This window comes from Bordetella sp. (assembly GCF_057362025.1).
Genome location: NZ_JBMQQZ010000007.1, coordinates 67,462 through 88,880, shown reverse-complemented (window position 1 = coordinate 88,880; position 21,419 = coordinate 67,462). Strand labels below are relative to the sequence as shown.

19 protein-coding genes are annotated in these 21,419 nt (G+C 67.3%); 13 read left to right on the top strand and 6 right to left on the bottom strand.

Going from position 1 to position 21,419, the window contains the following annotated elements:
* Nucleotides 1–11: 11 nt before the first annotated feature.
* Genes ACO1P8_RS03120 through ACO1P8_RS03105 form a run of 4 tightly spaced genes read right to left on the bottom strand, consistent with a single transcriptional unit; the run spans nt 12 to nt 3,176 of the window.
* Entirely contained in the window at nt 12–1,340 is a 1,329-nt protein-coding gene (locus ACO1P8_RS03120) for an NAD(P)/FAD-dependent oxidoreductase (protein WP_486294473.1), read from the bottom strand.
* Nucleotides 1,341–1,366: 26 nt separating this feature from the next.
* The gene (locus ACO1P8_RS03115; protein ID WP_486294464.1) at nt 1,367–1,801 is read right to left on the bottom strand and encodes a DUF6691 family protein; all 435 of its coding nucleotides are present in this window, start codon (nt 1,799–1,801) and stop codon (nt 1,367–1,369) included.
* A complete protein-coding gene (locus tag ACO1P8_RS03110) occupies nt 1,798–2,235 on the bottom strand; it encodes a YeeE/YedE family protein (protein WP_486294463.1) in 438 nt (145 codons plus the stop codon). The genes ACO1P8_RS03115 and ACO1P8_RS03110 overlap by 4 nt, the downstream gene beginning before the upstream one ends.
* 2 nt (nt 2,236–2,237) lie before the next feature.
* Nucleotides 2,238–3,176: an MBL fold metallo-hydrolase gene (locus tag ACO1P8_RS03105; RefSeq protein WP_486294462.1), complete on the bottom strand. Its 939-nt coding sequence runs from the start codon at nt 3,174–3,176 to the stop codon at nt 2,238–2,240.
* A 133-nt stretch (nt 3,177–3,309) separates the two neighbouring features.
* On the opposite strand from ACO1P8_RS03105, the gene ACO1P8_RS03100 reads away from it, so the two are divergent.
* Nucleotides 3,310–3,954 (top strand): peroxiredoxin, encoded by a 645-nt coding sequence (locus ACO1P8_RS03100; protein ID WP_486294461.1) that lies wholly within the window; start codon nt 3,310–3,312, stop codon nt 3,952–3,954.
* Nucleotides 3,951–4,427: an ArsR/SmtB family transcription factor gene (locus ACO1P8_RS03095; protein ID WP_486294460.1), complete on the top strand. Its 477-nt coding sequence runs from the start codon at nt 3,951–3,953 to the stop codon at nt 4,425–4,427. Before ACO1P8_RS03100 ends, ACO1P8_RS03095 begins: the two co-directional genes overlap by 4 nt.
* 26 nt (nt 4,428–4,453) lie before the next feature.
* On the opposite strand, the gene ACO1P8_RS03090 is transcribed toward ACO1P8_RS03095, so the two are convergent.
* Together ACO1P8_RS03090 and ACO1P8_RS03085 are read right to left on the bottom strand one after the other, a co-directional pair.
* Entirely contained in the window at nt 4,454–5,407 is a 954-nt protein-coding gene (locus tag ACO1P8_RS03090) for a c-type cytochrome (RefSeq protein WP_486294459.1), read from the bottom strand.
* On the bottom strand, nt 5,400–6,152 hold the full coding sequence (locus ACO1P8_RS03085) for a c-type cytochrome (protein ID WP_486294458.1): 753 nt from the start codon (nt 6,150–6,152) through the stop codon (nt 5,400–5,402). The genes ACO1P8_RS03090 and ACO1P8_RS03085 overlap by 8 nt, the downstream gene beginning before the upstream one ends.
* A gap of 165 nt (nt 6,153–6,317) precedes the next feature.
* On the opposite strand from ACO1P8_RS03085, the gene ACO1P8_RS03080 reads away from it, so the two are divergent.
* The 11 genes from ACO1P8_RS03080 to ACO1P8_RS03030 all read left to right on the top strand — a co-directional run bounded on the left by ACO1P8_RS03080 (nt 6,318) and on the right by ACO1P8_RS03030 (nt 21,390).
* On the top strand, nt 6,318–6,980 hold the full coding sequence (locus tag ACO1P8_RS03080; protein WP_486294457.1) for a response regulator: 663 nt from the start codon (nt 6,318–6,320) through the stop codon (nt 6,978–6,980).
* On the top strand, nt 6,977–8,320 hold the full coding sequence (locus ACO1P8_RS03075; protein ID WP_486294456.1) for an ATP-binding protein: 1,344 nt from the start codon (nt 6,977–6,979) through the stop codon (nt 8,318–8,320). The genes ACO1P8_RS03080 and ACO1P8_RS03075 overlap by 4 nt, the downstream gene beginning before the upstream one ends.
* A gap of 18 nt (nt 8,321–8,338) precedes the next feature.
* Nucleotides 8,339–8,899, top strand: coding sequence for a cytochrome b (locus ACO1P8_RS03070; RefSeq protein ID WP_486294455.1), 561 nt, complete (start codon nt 8,339–8,341; stop codon nt 8,897–8,899).
* Between the two features lie 265 nt (nt 8,900–9,164).
* The gene (locus ACO1P8_RS03065; protein WP_486294454.1) at nt 9,165–11,849 is read left to right on the top strand and encodes a cation-translocating P-type ATPase; all 2,685 of its coding nucleotides are present in this window, start codon (nt 9,165–9,167) and stop codon (nt 11,847–11,849) included.
* 43 nt (nt 11,850–11,892) lie between these two features.
* Nucleotides 11,893–13,317: a 16S rRNA (cytosine(967)-C(5))-methyltransferase RsmB gene (rsmB, locus tag ACO1P8_RS03060; RefSeq protein WP_486294453.1), complete on the top strand. Its 1,425-nt coding sequence runs from the start codon at nt 11,893–11,895 to the stop codon at nt 13,315–13,317.
* Between the two features lie 39 nt (nt 13,318–13,356).
* On the top strand, nt 13,357–13,941 hold the full coding sequence (locus tag ACO1P8_RS03055) for a DUF4390 domain-containing protein (protein ID WP_486294452.1): 585 nt from the start codon (nt 13,357–13,359) through the stop codon (nt 13,939–13,941).
* Nucleotides 13,938–16,250, top strand: a complete 2,313-nt coding sequence (locus ACO1P8_RS03050; RefSeq protein WP_486294451.1) for a sensor histidine kinase — start codon at nt 13,938–13,940, stop codon at nt 16,248–16,250. Before ACO1P8_RS03055 ends, ACO1P8_RS03050 begins: the two co-directional genes overlap by 4 nt.
* Nucleotides 16,251–16,262: 12 nt before the next feature.
* Nucleotides 16,263–16,940: a response regulator gene (locus ACO1P8_RS03045; protein ID WP_094844136.1), complete on the top strand. Its 678-nt coding sequence runs from the start codon at nt 16,263–16,265 to the stop codon at nt 16,938–16,940.
* Nucleotides 16,937–18,316, top strand: a complete 1,380-nt coding sequence (gene trkA / locus ACO1P8_RS03040) for a Trk system potassium transporter TrkA (protein WP_486294450.1) — start codon at nt 16,937–16,939, stop codon at nt 18,314–18,316. Before ACO1P8_RS03045 ends, trkA begins: the two co-directional genes overlap by 4 nt.
* A 165-nt stretch (nt 18,317–18,481) precedes the next feature.
* Nucleotides 18,482–19,909, top strand: coding sequence for a TrkH family potassium uptake protein (locus ACO1P8_RS03035; RefSeq protein WP_486294472.1), 1,428 nt, complete (start codon nt 18,482–18,484; stop codon nt 19,907–19,909).
* 227 nt (nt 19,910–20,136) lie between these two features.
* Nucleotides 20,137–21,390 (top strand): YbdK family carboxylate-amine ligase, encoded by a 1,254-nt coding sequence (locus tag ACO1P8_RS03030; protein WP_486294449.1) that lies wholly within the window; start codon nt 20,137–20,139, stop codon nt 21,388–21,390.
* Nucleotides 21,391–21,419 lie beyond the last annotated feature (29 nt).

The window sequence follows — 21,419 nt, the reverse complement described above, 5'->3', positions numbered from 1 at the left end:
GCGGCGCCCGCTCACCCCCGCGCCGGCTCCAGGCGCCGCGGCGCGGCAAGCCATTCGCGGCCGTTGAGCATTCCCTTCCAATAGATCGCCGGCAGGGCCTCCGACTTCAGGTACCAGGCCAGGCGCGAAGGGCGCCGGCCATCGATCAACCATGTCGGGAAGCTGGGCAATAGCTTGCCACCGTAGCCGAATTCGGCCAGCACGATCTTGCCTCGCTCGACGGTCAATGGGCAGGATCCGTAGCCATCGTAGGCGGCGGAAAGCGGCTTTTTTTCCAGGGTGGCGATGACATTCTCGGCCACGACGGGGGCCTGCTTGCGGGCCGCTGCGGCGGTCTTGGCGTTGGTCGTCCCGGCGGCGTCTCCTAGCGCGAAGATGTTGTTCCATCGCGCATGGCGCAGGGTTGCCGGGTCCACGTCGATCCAGCCGCTGGCCGCGGCCAGCGGGCTGGCGCGGATGAAATCGGGTGCCGTTTGCGGCGGGCACACGTGCAGCATATCGAACGGCCGTACCGTTTCCGTACGCTTGCCGTCGCCGTCGGTGTGCGCGAACGTCGCGGTCCGGCCCGGACCGTCGACGGCCACCAGCGTGGAGCCGAAGTTCAGCCCGATGCCATACCGCGTCACGTATTCCATCAACGCCGGCACATACGCCGGCACGCCGAACAGGACGCCGCCGGCGTTGTGAAACTCGATGCGCGTTTGCGGCAATGTGCCTTGCCTGCGCCAGTGGTCGGCCGACAGGTACATGGCTTTCTGCGGCGCTCCCGCGCATTTGATCGGCATGGGCGGCTGGGTAAAGAGCGCGTTGCCGCCACGCAGTCCCTGTACGAGTTTCCAGGTATAGGGGGCAAGGTCATAGCGGTAGTTCGAGGTCACGCCATGTTGGCCCAGCGCTTCGGCAAGGCCCGGGATGGCCTGCCAATCGAGCTTAAGGCCGGGCGCGGCAACCAGGACGCGGTACCGCATCCTGCTGCCGTCCTGCAGGAGCACCTCGTCGTTATCCGGATCGAATCCGGCGGCGGCCTGGCGTTCCCATGCGACGCCCTCCGGGATCACCGAGCGCATCGGCCGCACGGTATGCGACGGCGAGAATACGCCCGCGCCGACCAGGGTCCAGCCGGGCTGGTAATAATGCTCCGTGGCGGGTTCGATCAGGCAAATGCCCAATTGCGGGCGGCGCCGCAGCAGGCTGGCGGCGCAGGCGATGCCGCTGGAGCCGCCGCCGACGATCACGACGTCGAAGTGCCTGATGCCGCGTGGCGGCACGCCGTCCTTCGCGATCAGGCCCGGCGTGGCCGACGTTGGGCCGGATGCCGGCGCGCTTTCCTTGGTTTCCATACGCATGATTGCTCCGTGTAATGCTTTCAGGACCGGCCGCCGCGTGAGCCCGGGCGCGCCTGCCAGGCGCCCTGCAGGGCCATGCCTATCAGCATGGCGATCACGAAGAGAAAGAAGCGCGGATCCAATACCGTCAATGCGGCGATCGCGGGCCCCGGACACAAGCCGGCCAGGCCCCAACCGATCCCGAAGATGGCCGCGCCGGCCAGCAGGCGCATGTCGACCGGGCCCCTGGGCGGGATCTGCAGCGGGTCGCCCAGAACCGTGCGGCCTCGCTTGCGCGCATACAGGTAGCCCAGGGTCGAGGGCACCAGCGCGGACGCCATGACCAGCGCCAGGGAGGGATCCCATGCGCCCGCGACATCCAGGAACGCCAGGACCCGCGCGGGATTCATCATGTCCGAGATGGCCAACCCGGCGCCGAACAGAACCCCGCAAAACAGGGCGACGAGCCACTTCATGGGTTGCCTCCCGCGACATGCCGGACGATATAGACGGTGATGGCCGCCGCCACCATGAAGGTGATCGTGGCGGCGATGGAGCGCGGCGAAAGGCGGGCCAGGCCGCATACGCCGTGGCCGCTGGTGCAGCCCGAGCCCATCCGCGTGCCCAAGCCGACCAGCAGGCCCGCGACGGCGATCAGCGGCCAGGATGCCGTCATGGAAAGGACCGGAGACCTGACGAACTGGCTGGCGGCCACCGCCCCCAGCATCAAGCCGGCCAGGAATACGGCGGGCATGGCCTGCCATCGTCCCGCCGCGATGCCGGCGGCGGAGGCCGCCATCCCGGAGATTCCCGCGATGCGGCCGGCGAATACCAGGTATAGCGCGGCGGACAGGCCGATCAGCGTGCCGCCTGCCACGGGCCAGAGCCAGAAAAGAGGTGCGGGTGCCATTGTCAAAGGACGTTCAGGGGAAGCTTGAGATAGCGCACGCCATTGGCTTCGGGTTCGGGCAGATGGCCGGCACGCATATTGACCTGCACGGAAGGCAGTATCAGCCTGGGCATCGCGAGCCCGGCATCGCGTTCGCGCCGCATGGCGACGAACGCGTCTTCACCGATGCCTTCGCGCGCATGGATGTTGCCGGTGCGTTCCGCGCCTACGGTGGTTTCCCAGGCGTAGGTGTCGCGGCCCGGCGCCTTGTAGTCGTGGCACAGGAATACGCGGGTCTCGTCGGGCAATGCCAGCAGGCGCCGGATCGACCGGTACAGCGTGCGGGCATCGCCGCCGGGAAAGTCGCAGCGCGCCGTGCCGTAGTCCGGCATGAACAGGGTATCGCCGGTGAATACGGCGTCGCCGATCACGTACGCCATGCATGCCGGCGTGTGTCCCGGCACGTGCAGGGCAATGCCTTGCAGTGCCCCGACGGAAAAGCGTTCGCCATCCTCGAACAGATGATCGAACTGCCCACCGTCGCGGGCGAAATCCGACCCGGCGTTGAAGATCTTGCCGAAGACTTCCTGCACGGCGGTGATGTGCCGGCCGATGGCCAACCGGCCGCCGAGGCGCTGCTGCAGCAGCGGCGCGGCGGACAGGTGATCCGCGTGTGCATGGGTTTCCAGCTGCCATTGGGCGTGCAGTCCGTTTGCCCGCACATGGTCGGCGATCCGCGTGGCGGAAGTATCGGCGGTGCGGCCGCTGGCGGCATCGAAGTCGAGCACGCTATCGATAACGGCACACCAGGACGAGTCGGGGTCGCGCACGATGTGGCTGGCGGTGAACGTGGCTTCGTCGAAGAACGAATCGATGTGGGGCCGGGGCTGTTCTCCCTGGCGCGCGGCGTTGACGATCGCGATGGCATCGCGCACCGCGGGGTCGGAGTGATGGAGCGTCATGGCGGTCTCCGGGATCTCTTGGACATACCAATTACATAGTTAATGTAATATAGTAAATGTTCCGAGTCCAGTTGTTTGGGGGTGCCAGCCGCCGGCGCGGTAGCATTGGCGCTCTTTCAGCCGCGTGATCGCCATGGACCTGTCCCCCTCCGTTTCCCATCCTCCGCTGCGCATCAATGAGCCCGCCCCCGGGTTCAAGGCGCGCACGACCATGGGCGAGGTCGCGCTGGGCGACTACCGCGGACGATGGCTGATGCTGTTTTCGCATCCCGCGGATTTCACTCCCGTCTGCACCAGCGAATTCATCGCCTTCGCCCAGGCCAAGCCGCGCTTCGACGCCTTGGGCTGCGACCTGCTGGCCTTGTCCGTCGATGGACTGTTTTCTCATCTCGCATGGATCCACGATATCCATGCCCGCTTCGGGGTGAAGATCGACTTCCCCATCGTCGAGGATCCTTCCATGGCGATCGCGCGTGGCTACGGTATGGTCGACGCCACCGCGGCGGACAGTTCGACGGCGCGCGCGACCTATGTGATCGACCCTGAGGGTATCGTGCGCGCCATGAGCTGGTATCCCGCGAATATCGGCCGTTCCATCGAGGAATTGCTGCGGCTGGTGGCCGCGCTGCAGACGGGCGACCGCGAGCGGGCGTCCACGCCGGAGGGCTGGCAGCCTGGCGAACGGCTGCTCGAACCGGCACCGGCCGATGCGGCCGCGGCGCTGGCCTGCGCGCCGGATGACGGCGAATCCTGGTACTTCCGCTGGAGAAAGCCGTGAGCGGCGGCATGGGCGACACCACGGGCAACGCACTGGACGCCATGAAGGCGGCGGTCCCCGAGGCCGCCGAGATCCTGCGGCTGCTCGCGCACCCGATACGGTTGCTGCTGCTGTGCGAGATCGCGCGCGAGGAATGTTCGGTGGCAACGCTGGAGCGCACCCTGGGCCTGCGGCAGCCGGGTCTTTCGCAGCAGTTGGCCGAGCTGCGCCAGAACGGCCTCGTGAGGACGCGACGCCAGGCCCGTTCGGTGTTCTACAGCATCGCGGATCCCCGCATCAAAACCCTGCTGGACTGCCTGTACACGGTTTTCTGCGGCGATCCCGCGGCGCCGTCCACGGGTGCGGACATCCCCGCGCCCACGCCCGTGCGCATACTCGCGCCCACGCCCACGCCCACGCCCGCGGCCCGGCCGAAAGGTCCCGCCACGCCGGCCGACAGCGCCCGCTTCGCGCGGGTCGAACGCCAGGGTTGACCTATCCGCGGTTGGCTTCCGGCGTGCTATGGCGTGGCGCCGCGCAACCGTCCGCCCGCGGGTGGGGCATGAGCCCCGAGCAACTGTCCATTGACCTCCAGACCGTACAGGGAATCGCTGTCATCGTGATACTTCCTGCGGGTCTCGGCGACGTCGCCGCGATAGCGCGGATCCTGCGGACGCTCGTGCGCATTCATGAAATAGGCGACGTCCCAGGCCTCCTGCACGGACAGCAGGCCGCCCTGGCCCAGCGGCATATTGGCCTTGATGAAGCCCGCGGCGTTGCCCAGCTGGTGCATGCCGGCGCCCCAGTTGAACGAATCCGCGCCCCAAAGGGCGGGAAATACCCAGCGACCGTCCTGCGTTTTCTGGCCTCCGCCGTTGGCACCGTGGCATAGCGCGCAGTTCTGCCCGTAGACTTCCTGCCCGCGCAGGTAGTCGGCCTTCAGGGCCGGCTGGGGCAGCTTGGGATAGCCCTGGCCGGGTAGCTTCACGCCGGTCGGCGCCTCGCTCGCCAGCCAGAACATATAGGTCTGCAGCGCGGTCATGACCGGATCGTCCTGCGGCGGCGCCTTGCCGTTCATGCTGTACATGAAACAGCCCTGGATTCTCTCGGCCAGGGTATTCACGTGCTTGTTCTTGCTGCGATACGCAGGGTAGACCACGTACGCCGCCCACATGGGCGCGGAATCCGGCCGCCGGCCCGCATCGAGGTGGCAACTGGCGCAGTTCAGGTTGTTGCCGACGTACTGGGCCGCGTGCTGGGGCGTGTTCATGAAGATCCGCTCGCCTTCCCTCACGACCTTGCCGAATTCGTTATCCGGTATGGCCGACTCCGGCGGGGGCTGGAAGACGGGCGCTTTCTCCGCGGCCAGGGCGGCAAGCGGCAGGGCGAGGAGGACGGCTGCGGCGGCGATATGCGCGAAGGACGGGCGGCCTGCGCCGCGTGCCTCGCGGGCGGCCAGTGCGGTGTCATTCATGTTTGTCTCCCGCTTTTGCCGCGGCACCGGCCGGTGTTCCCGGCAGACCGGCGTAATACGCCGAGACGGCATCGATGTCCTGGGGGCTTAGCCGCGTGGCGATCGCGGGCATCAGGCCCAGCGGCAGCGGCGAGCGGCGTCCCGCCTGCCAGGCCTTCAACTGGTTCGCCAGGTAATCCGCGGACTGTCCCGCCAACGCGGGGATGGCCGCGCCGACCCCCACGCCGCCCGGTCCATGGCACTGGTTGCACGCGGGCAGATTCCTGCCCCAATCTCCCCGCGTAGCCAGCCACGCGCCGCGCTGGGCGGGCGTAACGGCCGCGTCGGCGGAAGCCTCTACCGCCGCGGCGGAATAGGGCGGGGGCAGGCCGGCGTAATACGCCGCTACGGCCTTGCGTTGCGCCGGGTCCAGGCCTTTGGCGATCGGGGCCATGAGCGGGCTGGGCCGCACGCCGTCGGCGATGTCATCCAACTGCTTGGCGAGATACTCCGCGCCTTGTCCGGCAAGGCGCGGAAAGCCGCCCGCCGGGTTGCCTTCGCCCTTCGCGCCGTGGCAGGCCGCACAGGCCGCGACGCCATTGATGCCGTTGTCGGCGATGCCGCGTCCGGTCTGCATGCCATCCGCCGCGACGGCCAGATCGCCGGACGCGGCGGAACAGGCGAGCAGCACAGCGGCGCATCTTCGGTATGCCGCCCGGCGCGGCGCGTCCTGGCGCGGCTGCGCGCCCGTGGCTTGTCCCTTCATTCTTGCCCCCTGCTTGCGATTTTTTCGTATATTACATTCGATAATAAATATATATCCATAGGGAATTAATGGGCAACGCGCCGCCCCGGCGGCGTTTTCCTAAGTCGGCGCTAAGTATTCGCCGCTAAGCTGCCGACCGATGAACCACGAACCGGAATTCCAGGCATGAGAGTCCTGCTGGTCGAAGACGACCCCATGATCGCTTCTGCCGTCCTGATTGCCCTGCGCGATGCAGCCTACGCCGTCGACCACGTGGCGGACGGCGAAGCCGCCCTGGTGGCGGTGGCCACGCATGACTACGATTTCGTGCTGCTGGACCTGGGCCTACCGGGCCGCGACGGATTGAGCGTACTGGCCGAGCTCAGGCGCCGGGGCGACACGCTGCCCGTGCTGGTCATCACGGCGCGCGACGCGCTGGCGGATCGCGTTGCCGGATTGGACATGGGCGCGGACGACTACATCGCCAAGCCTTTCGAAACCGCCGAGCTGGTGGCCCGTATGCGGGCCGTCATGCGCCGCCAGGCGGGCAGTGCCGCGTCCGTGCTGACCAACGGCCACCTTAGCCTGGACCTGGTGCGCCGCGCGGCCTCCATCGACGGGCAGGAGGTCCGGCTGACCGCGAAGGAGTTCGCGCTGCTGCAGGCCCTGATGCTGCGTCCGGGGGCCATCCTGTCGCGCCACGAGCTCGAAGAGCGGGTCTACGGCTGGAACGAGCAGGTTGAAAGCAATGCCGTCGAATACCTTATCCACGGCCTGCGCCGCAAGCTGGGCAGCGCGGCCATACGCAATGTCAGGGGGCTGGGATGGAGCGTCGCGAGCGCCCGATGAAGGTTTCGCTACAGGTTTACCTGTCCTGCTGGCTGGCCGCCATCGTCGCCGTCGCGGCGGTGCTCGCGGGCGTGTCTTCCTTCTTCACCGCCATCCATGAGGCGAATGAATACCAGGACGCGCAGCTGCGGCAGGTTGCGGCGCTGATGGACCAGAACGCGCTCTCGCCCATGGCGCCGGCGATGCCATTCGCCAACGATCACGAGATGCGCAAGCGCGCGGTGGTGATCCAGCTGCTGGATCGAGGACAAGCCCGCGCCTCGGCATGGCCGGGCAGCCTGAGCCTGCCCGGCGATCTGCCCGATGGCTTCCAGACCCTGGATGCGAACGGCGCCCGCTGGCGTTTCTACGTCACCCAGCTGCGGTCCGGCGAAAGGCTGGCCGTCGGCCAGCGCACCGCCGCGCGCGATGAGCTCGCGCGCGGCAGCGGGTGGCGCACGCTGGTGCCTTTCATGATCCTGATTCCCGTGCTGATCGCCGCGATCGCCTTGATGATACGGCGCGGCCTGTTGCCCGTCTCGCGCCTGGCGCGCGGCATCGACGCCCGCATCCATCATGATCTGCGCCCGTTGGACGACACGCAGGTGCCGCACGAGATCCGGCCCTTCGTCGCGTCGATCAACGGCCTGCTGGGCCGCGTGCGCGAGTCCATGGAGATGCAGCGGCGTTTCGTGGCCGATGCGGCGCACGAGCTGCGCTCGCCGCTCGCGGCCATGTCGGTGCAACTGGACAACGTGTCGGCCGCGCAGGTATCGCCGGACGCCGCCGCACGCCTGGCGGAGTTGCGCGGCGGCCTGCGGCGCACGATCGCGCTGGCCGAGCAGTTGCTGTCACTCGCGCGCTCGCAGGACGCCGCGCCGCGGCCGGCCCCGCTGATCGATGCGAAAGCCGTGATATCGCGCGTCGTGGAAGACTTATTGCCGATGGCCGAAGCCCGTTCCATCGACCTGGGCGTGCAGATCGACGATGCCGTGCGGATCGCCGCGACGCCGGTCGACCTGGCCACCCTCGCGCGCAACCTGCTGGACAACGCCATCCGCTACACCCCCGCGGGCGGCCGCGTCGATCTGCGCCTGCGCGGGGACACCTCGGGAACTGTCCTGGAGGTCGAGGACAACGGCCCCGGCATCGTGCCGGCCGAACGCGACCGCGTCTTCGACCGCTTCTACCGGATCGTCGGCAGCCGCCAAAGCGGCTCCGGCCTGGGTCTTTCGATCGTCGCGGCCATCGTGAACCGCTGGCAGGCCCGCATCGCATTGTCCGATGCCCACGCATCGCCCCCCGTCGGTCTGAAGGTCAGGATCGACATTCCTCCCTATCCCACCCAAAGTTCAAACTGAGTCCGCTCACCAGACGCCATGTCCAATACAACCTTCCATGCGCCGGCCGCCGCGTTGGCCGCGCCCCGCTACGATCGGCTATCCATCGTTTTCCATTGGCTGACCGCCGTGCTCGTGGGCCTGGCCTATCTGGCCATCGAAATCCGCGGTCCGTCCGGAACCCCCTCACGGTCGCTGTGGACGTCCGTGCATATCGGCGCGGGCCTTGCCATCCTGACGCTGTCGGTGGCACGGCTGGCCTGGCGGGCCTTCCGGCGCGCGCCCCCGCCTGCGAACGAGACGCCGCTGCTGCGCCGCCTGGCCGGTGCCGCGCACGCGGCCCTGTATGTCTTCCTCGTGGCCCAACCCATACTGGGCATACTGATGCTGAACACAGGCGGCTACCCGGTGGTCGTGCCGGGCCTGGGGTGGTCCATCCAGGTTGTGCCGGCCTGGCCGCTGCTGCATGGCGTCATCAAGGAAGCGCATGAGCTGATCGGCAACGCCTTTTATTTCGTCATCGGGGCCCACGCGCTGGCGGCGCTGTGGCATCACTTCGTCGTCAGGGACGATACGCTGCGCCGCATGGCACCCCGCTAGGGCGCTGGCCGGCGCGGCAGGTGCCAGGCCGGCATGCATGAAACAAACCTATTCTCGCCCTCATACCGCTCGAGCGAAGGCGAAGTTTCCGATCCGATCGTCGGCCGGGCCGGATCGACCTTGGCCTTGTTCGAGATCAATAACGTCCGGCGCGCAGGGCGGTACACATGGGGCACCGGCCGCGAACGCTCAGGGCGCTTCATCCCCATCGGCAGCGCAAAGACCTGGACCCGCGGCGCATCCATCGTGAACAGCGAGTCGACCCATGGATCAGCCCTTAGGCCTGGACGGCGCCGCCGGCATGGCGGTGCCCGATCGTCCCCACACCCTGGGGGTGACGGAGCTGCTCCATCGGCTGCGCGTCGCCAGCGCGGAGGGGTTGCGGGACGAGGACGTCCCCGCGCGTCGCCAGCGCTTCGGGCCGAACATCATCGCCTCGCCGCGCGCCGCCAGCATGACCCGGTTGCTGCTGCATCAATTCAAAAGCCCTGTGGTCTGGCTGCTGGGCGGCGCGGCCGCGCTGGGTTTTTATTTCGGCGAGCTGGAAGAGGGCTTTACCATCGCGGCCGTACTCGTCGTCAATGCCCTGATCGGTTTCGCCACGGAATTGAAGGCCATGCGCTCGATAGAGGCGCTGCGCGCGCTGGGTGGCCGTACCGCGCGCATCCGGCGCGATGGCCGGGTCCGCCTGGTCCCGGCGCAGGAGCTCGTGCCGGGCGATATCGTGCTGCTGGATGCAGGAGACGCGGTGACGGCGGACTTGCGCCTGATCGAAGCGTCGCGTCTTGCCGCGGACGAATCCGCCCTGACCGGCGAATCGATCCCGGTCGACAAGCAGTTGAGTCCGGTGGTCGCGGACGCGCGCATAGGCGATCGCGTCTGCATGCTGTTCAAGGGCACCGCCGTCACGCGCGGCAGCGGCGCAGGGGTCGTCGTCGCCACCGGCTTGTCGACCGAGCTCGGGAAGGTGACGCGATTGGTCGTGGATGCCCATCCGGGCGATTCGCCGCTGGAGCGCCATCTGGCCCGGCTGTCCGCGCAGCTGTGCTGGGTGACGCTGGCCGTGGCGGTCGCCATCGGGACCGCAGGGCTGCTCGCGGGCCGGGCCGCTTTCACCATGATCGAGGCAGCCATCGCGCTGGCCGTGGCGGCCATACCGGAGGGCCTTCCCATCGTCGCGACGCTGGCCCTCGCGCGCGGGATGTGGCGCATGGCGCGGCAGAACGCGCTTGTGGAGCGTCTGTCCGCGGTAGAGACCCTGGGGGCGACGACTGTCATCCTGACTGACAAAACCGGTACCTTGACCGAGAACCGCATGACGGTGCGCCGGCTGTGCGTCGGTTCCGGCGATGTGGACCTGGCGTCCGCCCGCCCGAAGGCCGGTGAGCGTCCCTGGCCGGCCGGTGACGCCCAGGTCGCGGCGCTGCTGCGGGTGGGCGTGCTTTGCAACGATGCCCACCTGGATCGTGCCGACGGTAGCGGCGGCACGGGCGACCCCATGGAGGTCGCGCTGCTGCGCGCCGGGCTGGAGGCAGGCATCAGGCGCGCTGCGCTGCTGCGCGGCCATCCCGTCGTCCAGAAGTATGCCTTCGATCCCGCGACCAAAATGATGGCGACCCTACACAAAAGCGGGGACGGGTATCTGTTTTCGGTAAAAGGCGCGCCCGAGGCGGTCGTCGCCGCCGCGACGCGCGCGATAGGCATCGAGGGCGAAGCGGCGCTCGATGATGCCATGCGGGCCGAGTGGCTGGCCCGTGCCGACCGGCTCGGCCAACACGGGCTGCGCGTGCTGGCCTGCGCGATGAAGATGGATACCCGCGCGGACGCCGAACCCTACGCCGGGCTGGTGCTGCTGGGCTTGGTCGGCCTGGAGGATCCCGCTCGTGCGGATGTGCCGCAGGCGATCCGGGACTGCCGTCAGGCCGGCATCCGCGTCGTGATGGTAACGGGCGATCACGCGGTGACCGCGGGCAGCATCGCTCGCGCCGTCGGATTGGATGCCGCGCGTATTGTCGAGGGCAGGCACGTCGCGCACCTGATCGCGGAGGGCTGGGCCGCTTTGCGCGGGATCGGCATCTTCGCGCGGGTAAGCCCGGCTGAAAAGCTGGCCCTGGTCAAGGCGTATCAGGCCGCGGGCGAAATCGTCGCCATGACGGGCGACGGCGTCAACGACGCGCCCGCCTTGCGGCAGGCCGATATCGGTGTCGCCATGGGCATGCGCGGCACCGACGTCGCGCGCCAGGCAGCCGCCATGGTCCTGCTTGACGATGCCTTTCCCTCCATCGTCAAGGCAATCCGCGAGGGCAGGATCATCTACGGCAATATCCGCCGCTTTGTCGTTTACCTGCTGTCATGCAATCTCGGCGAAGTCATGGCCGTCGGGCTGGCGGTGTTGACGGGGCTGCCTTTGCCGCTCCTGCCGTTGCAGATCCTTTATCTCAACCTGGTCACCGATGTATTCCCGGCCTTCGCGCTGGCGATGGGCGAGGGCGAGGCCGGCGTCCTGCGCCGCGCGCCGCGCGATCCCCGCCAACCGATACTGGGTCGACGGCAATGGCTGGCGATCGTGCTTTACGGAACCGCATTGAGCGCCGGCACGTTCGGCGCACTGGCCGCGACGCGCTGGCTGGGCCTGGACGCGCGGCAATCGGTCACGGTGACGTTCCTGACCCTGGCCTTCGCCCAGCTATGGCATGTGCTGAACATGCGCGGCGCGGGGTCCGGACCGGTCGTGAACGAGATCACGCGGAACCGCTGGCTATGGGGCGCGCTGCTGCTGTGCGCCGTGCTGCTGGCGGTTCCGCCTTATCTGCCCGCCGCGGCCTATCTGCTGCAGATAGGCCCGCCATCCGCCGGCATGTGGTCGGTCATCCTTGCATTCAGCGTGGCGCCCCTGCTGCTCGCGCAAGCGGTTCTATGGGGAATAGGCCGCCGGCGTGCCGCCCGGTGAGCAGGTACCATTAGGGGTTCCGCATACCGGTCTTTCCCGTCCCATGTCCGACTCCACATCCTCGCCGGCGGCCGTCGCCGCCCCATTGCGCGATTTGCTCGCGGAAAGTGCCGGCGTTGTGCGAGCCGTATTGGCGGGGCGGTCCATGACGGACGCCATCGGGCAGGTGCCCGCGCCATTGCGCGCCGGTACGCAGGCGCTGTCCTTCCATACCATGCGCCGGTTGGGCGAAGCGCGTGCCGCGCGCCGCATCCTGGTCCCGCGCACGCCGCCCGAACCCCTGGCCGAAGCGCTGTTGCTGGTTGGCCTGGCCTTGCTGCTCCCCGGGCCCGCGGGCGCGGCGGCGGTCGAAGACGCGCCGCAGGCGCCCTTTTACGTGCCGCCCGGGATTACCCAGGCGATCGCGCCAGAGACCGCCGGGACGCCGGCCGCCAGTGCTCCCGCCTACGCCCCGTACACGGTGGTCGACCAGGCGGTGGAAGCGGCCGGGCGCCTGCCCCGCGTGGCGCCCCTGAAAGGGCTGGTCAACGGTGCCCTGCGGTCTTTCCTGCGTGACCGCGACACTTTGCTGCCGCAACTGAGCCGCCAGATCGAGGCACGCTGGAATCACCCGCAATGGTGGGTGGACAAGCTGCGTTCGGCCTATCCCGACGCATGGGAATCGATTCTGGCGGCGGCCAACGTACCGGCGCCCATGACGCTGCGCGTGAACCGCCGCCGCGCGACGCGCGAACAGGTACTGGCTGCATTCCTGGCGGCCGGCGTCGACGGCCAGCCGACCGGCGCGGCCGGCATCGTCCTGGCCCAGCCCCGGCCGGTGCAGCGTTTGCCGGGCTTCGAGGACGGCTGGTGGTCCGTGCAGGACGCGGGCGCGCAGCTGGCGGCGCCGGTGCTGGGCATCAAGGACGGCATGCGCGTGCTCGACGCGTGCGCCGCGCCGGGCGGCAAAACGGCGCATCTGCTCGAACTGGCCGATATCGATTTGCTGGCCCTCGATGCCGATGCGGGGCGGCTGCGGCGCGTTGGCGACAATCTGCGCCGCCTGGGCCTGGATACGCCAGGCGTGTCGCTGCGCGCGGCCGATGCCGCCAATCCGGATGACTGGTGGGACGGACGGCCGTTCGACGCGGTGCTTGCCGATGTGCCGTGCACGGCGTCCGGCATCGTGCGGCGCCACCCCGATATCCGCTGGTTGCGGCGGCCCGATGACGTCCCGCGCACCGTCAAGCTGCAGACGCGCATCGTCGACGCGCTGTGGCGCACCGTCGCGTCGGGCGGGCGACTGCTGTATGTCACTTGCTCGGTCTTCCCGGAAGAAGGCGAACGCCAGGCCGCCGCGTTCGCCGCGCGCCATGCCGACGCCCACCGCCTGGAGGCGCCGGGCCAACTGCTGCCAGTGGCGGCTGGCGCAACAGAAACAGCGCAGCATGACGGCTTTTTCTATGCCTTGTTTGCCAAGGCCACCTGAATCGCCAAGAATAGTAGGGTCGCAGCGCTGATTCCTCGTATGCCCATTTCCACGCGCCTGTTTCTATTGTTGCTGGCCACCGTGCTCTCGCTGCCCTGGGCGGCCGCGGCGCGGGCGGCCGACCCCAGGGTTCTCAATGTCGACCCCGTCATCCGCAACGGCAAGGTCGAAATCGATGCCGACATCCGTTTCGAATTGAACGACCAGCTGCGCGAGGCCGCCGAACGCGGCGTTCCCCTTTATTTCACGGCCGACATCGTCATCACGCGTTCGCGCTGGTGGTGGCTCGATACTACCGTGGCCGATACCAGCATGACGTGGCGTATCATCTACAACGCCCTGACCCGGCAGTGGCGCGCCGGTGTCGGAGAGCTGAACCTGCCGGTGCAGTCTCTGGACGCCGCAATGGACATGGTGCGGCATATACGCGGCTGGTCCGTGGCCGAGGCCGGCGATCTGTCCACGGGTGTACGCTACGATGGCCGCCTGCGCCTGCGCCTGGACACCTCCATGCTGGCCCGGCCCTTCCAGGTCAACGCATTGAACAGCAGCTCTTGGTCCGTGGCCACGCCTTGGAAGGACTTCGATTTCGCCATCGCCGACCCATCGGGGGACAAGCGATGAGAATGCTCCTGCGCATCGCCTTGGTCGCGGGCGCGCTGGCGGGCATGCTGTTGCTGGGGCTGCTGGCCTGGTCCACCGGCAATGCATCGCGCCTGGCCCGCTACTACGATGCCTTGCTGCTGTTGAACGGCGTGGTCGCGCTGGCGCTGTTCGCCTGGGTCGTGGCGCTGACGGTCAAGCTGGTGCGGCAGATACGGCGGCGTCAGTTCGGCGCGCGGCTCACGGCGCGCTTCGCGCTGGCCTTCGCATTGATCGGCGTGGTGCCGGGCGCCCTGATCTACACCTTGTCCGTGCAATTCATGTCGCGGTCCATCGAGTCCTGGTTCAACGTGCGGGTCGATAGCGCGCTGGAATCGGGCCTGAATCTGGGCCGCGCCGCGCTGGACTCGCTGCTGGCCGACCTGGACGCCCGGGCCCGTTCCATGGCCACGGAATTGAACCGCTCCAGCGATACCAGTATCGCCCTGACGCTGACCCGCCTGCGCGAAGCCAACGGCGTGCAGGAAGCGATGGTGTTCACCGGCAGTGGCCGGATGATCGCCTTTTCGACGAATCAGTACGGCCAATTGCTGCCCGAGCTGCCGCCCGCCACGGTCCTGAATCAGTTGCGGCTGTCGCGCGGCTATTCCGCCGCCGAGGCCGACGACCCGCTGGACCGCGGCCAGGGCGGCCTGCACTTGCGGGTAGTGATTCCGCTCATCGCGCCCGATCGCTTCGACACGCTGGGCAACTCCGGCGGCGAACCGCGCTGGCTGCAGCTGATTCAGCCCGTGCCGGAACAGATCGCGCACAATGCCAACCGCGTGCAGCAGGGCTTTCGCGATTACCAGGAACTGGCGATTTCACGGCTGGGGCTGCGCAAGCTCTACGGCATCACCCTGACGCTGGCGCTGCTGGTTTCCGTATTCACCGCCATTGCCGTGGCGCTGTCGCTGTCCAAGCGGCTGGTGCGTCCGCTGTTGCGGCTGGCCGCCGGCACGCAGGCGGTCGGCATCGGCGACTACCGCCCCTTGCCTGAGCCGCCGGAACGCGACGAAGTCGGCCAGCTCACGCGCTCCTTCAATGCCATGACGCGGCAACTGGACGAGGCGCGCCGCATGGTCGAAAGCAACAGGCAGCAGCTCGAGCGTTCGAACGTATATCTGGAAAGCGTACTGTCCAACCTGTCCTCCGGTGTACTGGTCTTCGACGAAAGTTTTCGCGTCACCACGGTCAACCAGGGCGCGCAGACCATTCTGCAGGCGGACCTGCGCTCGGTAATCGGCAGGCCGCTGGAAACCGTGGAGGGCATGCTGCCGTTCGCGCAAATCGTGCGGCAGGCGTTCGCCGCGCATACCGCGGTGGGGTCCGAACGCCTGCACTGGCAGCAGCAGTTCGAAATCCAGCTCAGTCCGGCCGCGCAGCCGGCCGGCGCGCCGCAGACCGTCACGCTGCTCGCGCGCGGTACGCACTTGCGCGTGGACGGGCGCGGCAACGGCTACCTGGTGGTGTTCGACGACATCACCGAACTGATGTCGGCCAATCGCGCGGTGGCCTGGGGCGAGGTCGCGCGCCGGCTGGCCCATGAAATCAAAAATCCGTTGACGCCCATCCAGCTTTCCGCGGAACGCCTTGCCATGAAGCTGGCCGACCGGCTCGAGCCCAATGACCGCCGCATGCTGGAGCGCTCCACCAACACCATCGTCAACCAGGTCTCGTCGCTGAAGCACATGGTGGACGATTTCCGCGAGTTCGCGCGTACGCCGCCGGCCGTCATGAAGCGCATCGATTTCAACGATCTGGTGGCCGATGTGTTGTCCTTGTACGGCTGGGATCCGGTGGAGGGCGTGTTGCGCGATCACGTGAATTCCCTCAACCTTGAGGTCGAGCTCGAACCGGGCCTGCCGGCCATCGAAGGCGATCCCACGCAATTGCGCCAGGTCATACACAACCTGCTGGCCAATGCGCGGGATGCCATCGTGGACCAAAAGGACGGCAAAGTGCGTGTGTCGACGCAATTGACCCGTGCGAGGCAGGGCGACGGCGAGGAGCACCTGGCGCTGCGGTTCACGGTGGCCGATACCGGGCCGGGGTTCTCTCCGCAGGTCATGCAGCGGGCTTTCGAACCTTATGTCACCACCAAGTCGCACGGGACTGGGTTAGGATTGGCGATTGTCCGCAAGATCGTTGAAGAGCACGGCGGGCGTATCGATCTCGCGAACCGCCGCGAGGGCGGTGCCCGCATTTCGATACTGTTGACCCGCCTGGCGGGCGGAGTCGATACTCTGGACGCAACCGCACAACAACAGGATAATGCGGCTACGCAATAGGTGGACGGGTTTATGGCCAGAATTCTGGTGGTTGATGACGAAGTTGGCATACGCGAGCTTCTGTCAGAAATCTTGTACGACGAAGGACACACGGTTGAACTGGCCGAGAACGCGGCTCAGGCCCGTGCCGCTCGTCTACGGTCGCGCCCCGATCTGGTTCTCCTGGACATCTGGATGCCCGATACCGACGGCGTGAGCCTGTTGAAGGAGTGGGGTTCCCAGGGCCTTCTGGACATGCCGGTCATCATGATGAGCGGCCATGCCACCATCGATACGGCCGTCGAGGCCACCCGTATCGGCGCGTTGGACTTCCTCGAAAAGCCCATTACGCTGCAGCGGTTGTTAAAAACTATTTCGGCGGCGCTCTCGCGCGGCCGTGCACCGCACCCGGCGCCCGCCGCGGCATCCCTGGCAGCGGTACCGCTGGAAGACGAGCTCGACGCACCCTCCCTGCCCGCCAATTCGGTCGAGGCTCCCCCAGGCTCCAATGGCCTGTTGGGCAGCATCTCCCTGGATCAGCCCCTGCGCGAGGCGCGCGACGCCTTCGAACGCATCTACTTCGAATACCACCTGGTGCGCGAAAGCCATAGCATGACCCGGGTATCCGAAAAAACCGGCCTGGAACGCACTCACCTCTACCGCAAGCTCAAGCAATTGGGCATCGAATCCGCGCGCAAGCGCAGTACATGAAGATACTCATCGTCGGGGCGGGACGGGTAGGCACCAGCGTGGCCGAGAACCTCGTCTCGGAACACAACGACATCACGGTTATCGACATCGATGCGCGCAACCTGCAAGACCTGCAGGAACGCTGCGACCTGCGCGGGTTGCAGGGCGACGGCGCACAGGTTTCCGTGCTGCGCGAAGCGGGCGCCGAGGACGCCGATCTCTTCATCGCCTGTGCCGCCTCCGATGCGGTCAATCTGGTGGCCTGCCGCCTCGCGCGCCAGGTGTTCAACATTCCCCGGCGCATCGCGCGCATACGGTCTTCCGATGTGGCGGAACATCCCGAGCTGCTGGGCGACGAGGGGTTTTGCATCGACGCGCTGATCAGTCCCGAGCGCAGCGTCACCATCTATCTGCAGAGCCTGATCGAGTTCCCCGAAGCGCTGCAGGTGGTCGAATTCGCCGGCGGCCGCGTCAGCGTGGTCACCGTGCGGGTGGGGCGAGGCAGCGCCATGGCCAACCGGTCATTGGATGCGCTGGGCGAACTCTGGCCCGATGTTTCGGCGCGTATCGTCGATATCGTGCGCGACGGCCGGCCCTTGCTGGCGGGCCGCGACACGGTCATCCTGCCCGGCGACGAGGTCGTGGTGGTGGCGGACACGCGCCACGCGCGGCGCGCCGTGCGGCAGCTGCGCACGGCGGAAAAAACGGCGCGGCGCATCATGATCGCCGGCGGCGGCAATATCGGCCTGCGCCTGGCCAGGGAACTGGCCGACGAAAACTACAGCGTGCGCATCATCGAACACGGTGCCGCGCGCTGCCAGTACCTGGCGGAAAAGCTGCCATCCAACGTCCTGGTCCTGCACGGCAATGCAACCGACGAAGCCCTGCTGGAACGCGAAAATATCCAGGACATGGATACCTGGCTTGCGCTGACCAGCGACGACGAAGACAACATCATGTCGTCGCTGCTGGCCAAGCGTCTGGGCGCGCGGCGCGTCATCGCCCTGATCAACCGGCAGGCCTACGGCGAATTGATGCAGGGCAGCCATATCGACGTCGCGGTATCGCCCTCGCACGCCACCATGAGCGAACTGCTGCGCCACGTGCGCCGCGGCGACGTGCTGGCCGTGCATCGCCTGCGGCAGGGCGTGATCGAGGCGCTGGAAGCCGTCGCGCGCGGCGACCGCAGCACGTCCCGCGTGGTCGGGCGCCAGGTCTGCCAGCTGCGCCTGCCGAAGGGCGCGATCATCGGGGCGCTGGTTCGCGATGACGAAATCATCATGCCCGAACCCGACACCGTCATCCAGCAGGACGACCATGTCATCGTCTTCGTGCCGGGCCGCAATCAGATGGCCCGCGTGGAAAAGCTGTTCCAGGTATCTGCATCGTTTTTCTGACCCACCCGGCCCCATGCCTACCATCCGTCTGATCGTTTCCCGGCGGCGCAAGGCGCCGGCGATGTCCGCGCGGCGCCCGCGCCATTTCCTCTGTGCGGCCGTACCCATGACGGGAGGCCGCGGGTGAACAGGCTCGCCTCCGTATTCAACCTGCTGGGCCTGACCATGGCATTGTTCTCGCTGGCCATGATCCTGCCTTTGGGAGTGGCGATCTATACCGGCGACGCGGCCCGGGAGGCCTTTCTCTATTCTGCCTCGGCATGCATCGCGGCGGGCGGACTGCTCTGGGCGGTGACCCGCCGCCGCCGCTCGGAACTGCGTCCGCGCGACGGTTTCCTGCTAGTGTCGATGGTGTGGACTGTCCTGCCGGCGCTGGCGGCCATTCCGCTGCTGCTCTATTTTCATCGTGCCGGCACCCCGCTGTCGTTCACGGACGGCTACTTCGAGGCGATGTCCGGCCTGACCACCACGGGGGCGACCGTGCTGACCGGCCTGGACCGCCTGGCGCCTTCCATCAATCTGTGGCGGGCGACGCTGGTCTGGCTGGGAGGCATGGGTATCCTGGTCCTGGCGGTGGCCATCCTGCCGCTGCTGGGCGTGGGCGGCCATCAGGTTTTCCGGGCCGAAACTCCGGGACCGATCAAGGACGAAAAACTGACCCCGCGTATCGCCAGCACCGCCAAGGCGCTGTACGCGGTCTATTTCGGCTTCTCCCTGTTATGCCTGCTGGCTTACCGGCTGGCCGGCCTGTCGTGGTTCGAGGCCTGGTGCCATATGGCGACCACCATGGGCCTGGGCGGCTTCTCCACCTGGGACGACGGCTTCGCGCATTTCGATTCGGTACGCGTCGAGATCGTGGCGATTGTTTTCATGCTGATCGCCGGCATCAACTTCGCCACCCACTTCGGTGCGTGGCATACGCGCAGCCCGCGGCCCTACCTGACCTGCCCGCAAACCATTCCTTACTTGGTCGTTACGCTCGGCGCCGCGCTGGCGATCGCGGTTTTCCTGTACGTCGACGGCGTCTACAACACGCCCGGCGAGGCGATGCGGTATGGAATCTTCAACGCCGTTTCCGTGATCACCACCACCGGATACGCCAATGTGGATTACACCCAGTGGCCGCTGTTCGCCACCTTGCCGATGCTGCTGTTATCCGGGGTGGCGACCTCCGCCGGTTCCACCGGCGGCGGCATCAAGATGATCCGCGCCATCCTGCTGGCCAAGCAGGCACGCGCGGAACTGGTCACCATGCTGCATCCGCATGCGGTCAGCCCCGTGCGTCTGCGGGGCAGGGTGGTGGATAACCGTGTCATGGCTTCCGTGCTGGCGTTCATGTTGATGTATGGCATGTCCATCGCCGTATTGACCATCCTGATGCTGGCCTCCGGCCTGGATCCCGTGGTGGCCTTCAGCGCCGTGGTGGCCAGCGTCAACAACACCGGCCCGGGGCTGGGCCCCGTCGGCCCCATGGGAAGCTTCTCGGTCCTGACGGACTTCCAGACCTGGCTCTGCACCTTCGGCATGCTGATAGGGCGGCTGGAGCTGTTCACGGTGCTACTTCTTTTTACGCCGGCTTTCTGGCGGAGGTGAGAAATCACCCGGAGATACCCTAAGGGGTAAGTACTCGCTTACCTCGCAGGGCGGAGAAGCCCGCAAGTTACGCGCGGTTGCGTATTAATGTCACGATTTTCACCGGTTATGACGCCAACAGGCGGCTAAACTGCGGCTTCGCGTCTCACACCAGGCACCCCGGGAACCGCCGGGCCTCAAGACCGCCTGACGCAGCCCCCCGAACATAAGATACATAGGAGCAGGAAATGGAACAGATTCCGTTCGTCCCTTCCGCCCCCAATACCCTGGGCATCGAACTCGAACTGCAACTGATCGACCCACGGACGTTTGACCTGACCGCTGCTTCGGACGAACTGCTGGCCCAAATGGCCGATCATCCCATTGCCGACCGGGTCAAGCCGGAAATCACCCGCTCGATGATCGAGCTGAACTCCTCCGTGCACGAGCATCCCATGGGCCTGCTCGCCGAAATGCGCGAAATGCGCACCGCCCTGTGCGAAGCGGCCGACGCCGTGGGTGTCTCCGTCGCCGGTGGCGGGGCCCATCCCTTCATGCGCTGGCAGGAACGCTCGATTTCCGACACGCCGCGTTTCCAGTATCTGGCGGAAATGTACGGCTACCTGGCGCGACAGTTCACCGTATTCGGCCAGCATATCCACCTGGGCGTCAAAGGCGGCGACCAGGCGATCGCGCTGACGCGCCAGCTCTCGGCCTACGTGCCTCACTTCATCGCCCTGTCGGCCTCGTCGCCTTACTACGAAGGCGTGGATACGCTGTTTTCCTGCTGCCGGCTCAATGCCGTCAACAGTTTCCCGCTGGCCGGCCATATGCCGCCGGAGGTCACGGACTGGTACCGCTTCGAGGCCCATCTGGCCCAGCTGCGCAACCTGGGCCTGGCCGAAAGCATCAAGGACTTGTACTGGGACATACGTCCCAAACCGGAATTCGGCACCGTGGAAATCCGCGTATGCGATACGCCGCTGACGGTCGAGCGCGCCTGCCAGCTGGCGGCTTTCGCCCAGGCGCTCGCCGTCCTGCTGCAGCGCGACCCGCAGCCGGAAGGCGGCCTGTGGCTGGCCTATCGCAGCAACCATTTCCAGGCCTGCCGTTTCGGCCTGCAGGGCAGCTACGTCACCGCCGAAGGGCAGCGGCTGCGGCTGATCGATCATCTGCGCGCGTTGTTCGGCCGCCTGATCCCGGTGGCGGACGAGCTCGGCACCACCGATATGCTTACCACGCTGCGTGACGACGCCTTGCGCGCCGGCAACGACGCGCGCTGGCTGCGGGCCCAGTTCCACCGCCTGCGCGACCTGCCTTCCGTAGTGGAATCCATGACGGGCGCCTTCCGCGGCGAGATCGGGCTGGTGGGAATGGCCGGTACGGACCCCACCGCCGTGGTGCGCAGGCGCGTCCGGGCAACGTCCGAGCCCCTGGGGGGCGTGGGTGTGCAGACGCTGGCGGAGCCGGAACCGGGCACCGCGCCGCGGCGCCTGCATTGATGGGGTGACGGGGCCTGCGCCCCTGCCGG

Excerpts from the sequence above, each read along its gene's own strand:
- ACO1P8_RS03055 (WP_486294452.1), top strand. The coding sequence starts at position 13,357 with ATGCCCATTTCCACGCGCCTGTTTCTATTGTTGCTGGCCACCGTGCTC.
- ACO1P8_RS03090 (WP_486294459.1), bottom strand. The coding sequence starts at position 5,407 with ATGAATGACACCGCACTGGCCGCCCGCGAGGCACGCGGCGCAGGCCGC.
- ACO1P8_RS03120 (WP_486294473.1), bottom strand. The coding sequence starts at position 1,340 with ATGGAAACCAAGGAAAGCGCGCCGGCATCCGGCCCAACGTCGGCCACG.
- ACO1P8_RS03110 (WP_486294463.1), bottom strand. The coding sequence starts at position 2,235 with ATGGCACCCGCACCTCTTTTCTGGCTCTGGCCCGTGGCAGGCGGCACG.
- ACO1P8_RS03115 (WP_486294464.1), bottom strand. The coding sequence starts at position 1,801 with ATGAAGTGGCTCGTCGCCCTGTTTTGCGGGGTTCTGTTCGGCGCCGGG.
- ACO1P8_RS03085 (WP_486294458.1), bottom strand. The coding sequence starts at position 6,152 with ATGAAGGGACAAGCCACGGGCGCGCAGCCGCGCCAGGACGCGCCGCGC.
- ACO1P8_RS03080 (WP_486294457.1), top strand. The coding sequence starts at position 6,318 with ATGAGAGTCCTGCTGGTCGAAGACGACCCCATGATCGCTTCTGCCGTC.
- ACO1P8_RS03070 (WP_486294455.1), top strand. The coding sequence starts at position 8,339 with ATGTCCAATACAACCTTCCATGCGCCGGCCGCCGCGTTGGCCGCGCCC.
- ACO1P8_RS03035 (WP_486294472.1), top strand. The coding sequence starts at position 18,482 with ATGGCATTGTTCTCGCTGGCCATGATCCTGCCTTTGGGAGTGGCGATC.
- ACO1P8_RS03045 (WP_094844136.1), top strand. The coding sequence starts at position 16,263 with ATGGCCAGAATTCTGGTGGTTGATGACGAAGTTGGCATACGCGAGCTT.
- trkA (WP_486294450.1), top strand. The coding sequence starts at position 16,937 with ATGAAGATACTCATCGTCGGGGCGGGACGGGTAGGCACCAGCGTGGCC.
- ACO1P8_RS03065 (WP_486294454.1), top strand. The coding sequence starts at position 9,165 with ATGGATCAGCCCTTAGGCCTGGACGGCGCCGCCGGCATGGCGGTGCCC.
- ACO1P8_RS03030 (WP_486294449.1), top strand. The coding sequence starts at position 20,137 with ATGGAACAGATTCCGTTCGTCCCTTCCGCCCCCAATACCCTGGGCATC.
- rsmB (WP_486294453.1), top strand. The coding sequence starts at position 11,893 with ATGTCCGACTCCACATCCTCGCCGGCGGCCGTCGCCGCCCCATTGCGC.
- ACO1P8_RS03105 (WP_486294462.1), bottom strand. The coding sequence starts at position 3,176 with ATGACGCTCCATCACTCCGACCCCGCGGTGCGCGATGCCATCGCGATC.
- ACO1P8_RS03075 (WP_486294456.1), top strand. The coding sequence starts at position 6,977 with ATGAAGGTTTCGCTACAGGTTTACCTGTCCTGCTGGCTGGCCGCCATC.
- ACO1P8_RS03100 (WP_486294461.1), top strand. The coding sequence starts at position 3,310 with ATGGACCTGTCCCCCTCCGTTTCCCATCCTCCGCTGCGCATCAATGAG.
- ACO1P8_RS03050 (WP_486294451.1), top strand. The coding sequence starts at position 13,938 with ATGAGAATGCTCCTGCGCATCGCCTTGGTCGCGGGCGCGCTGGCGGGC.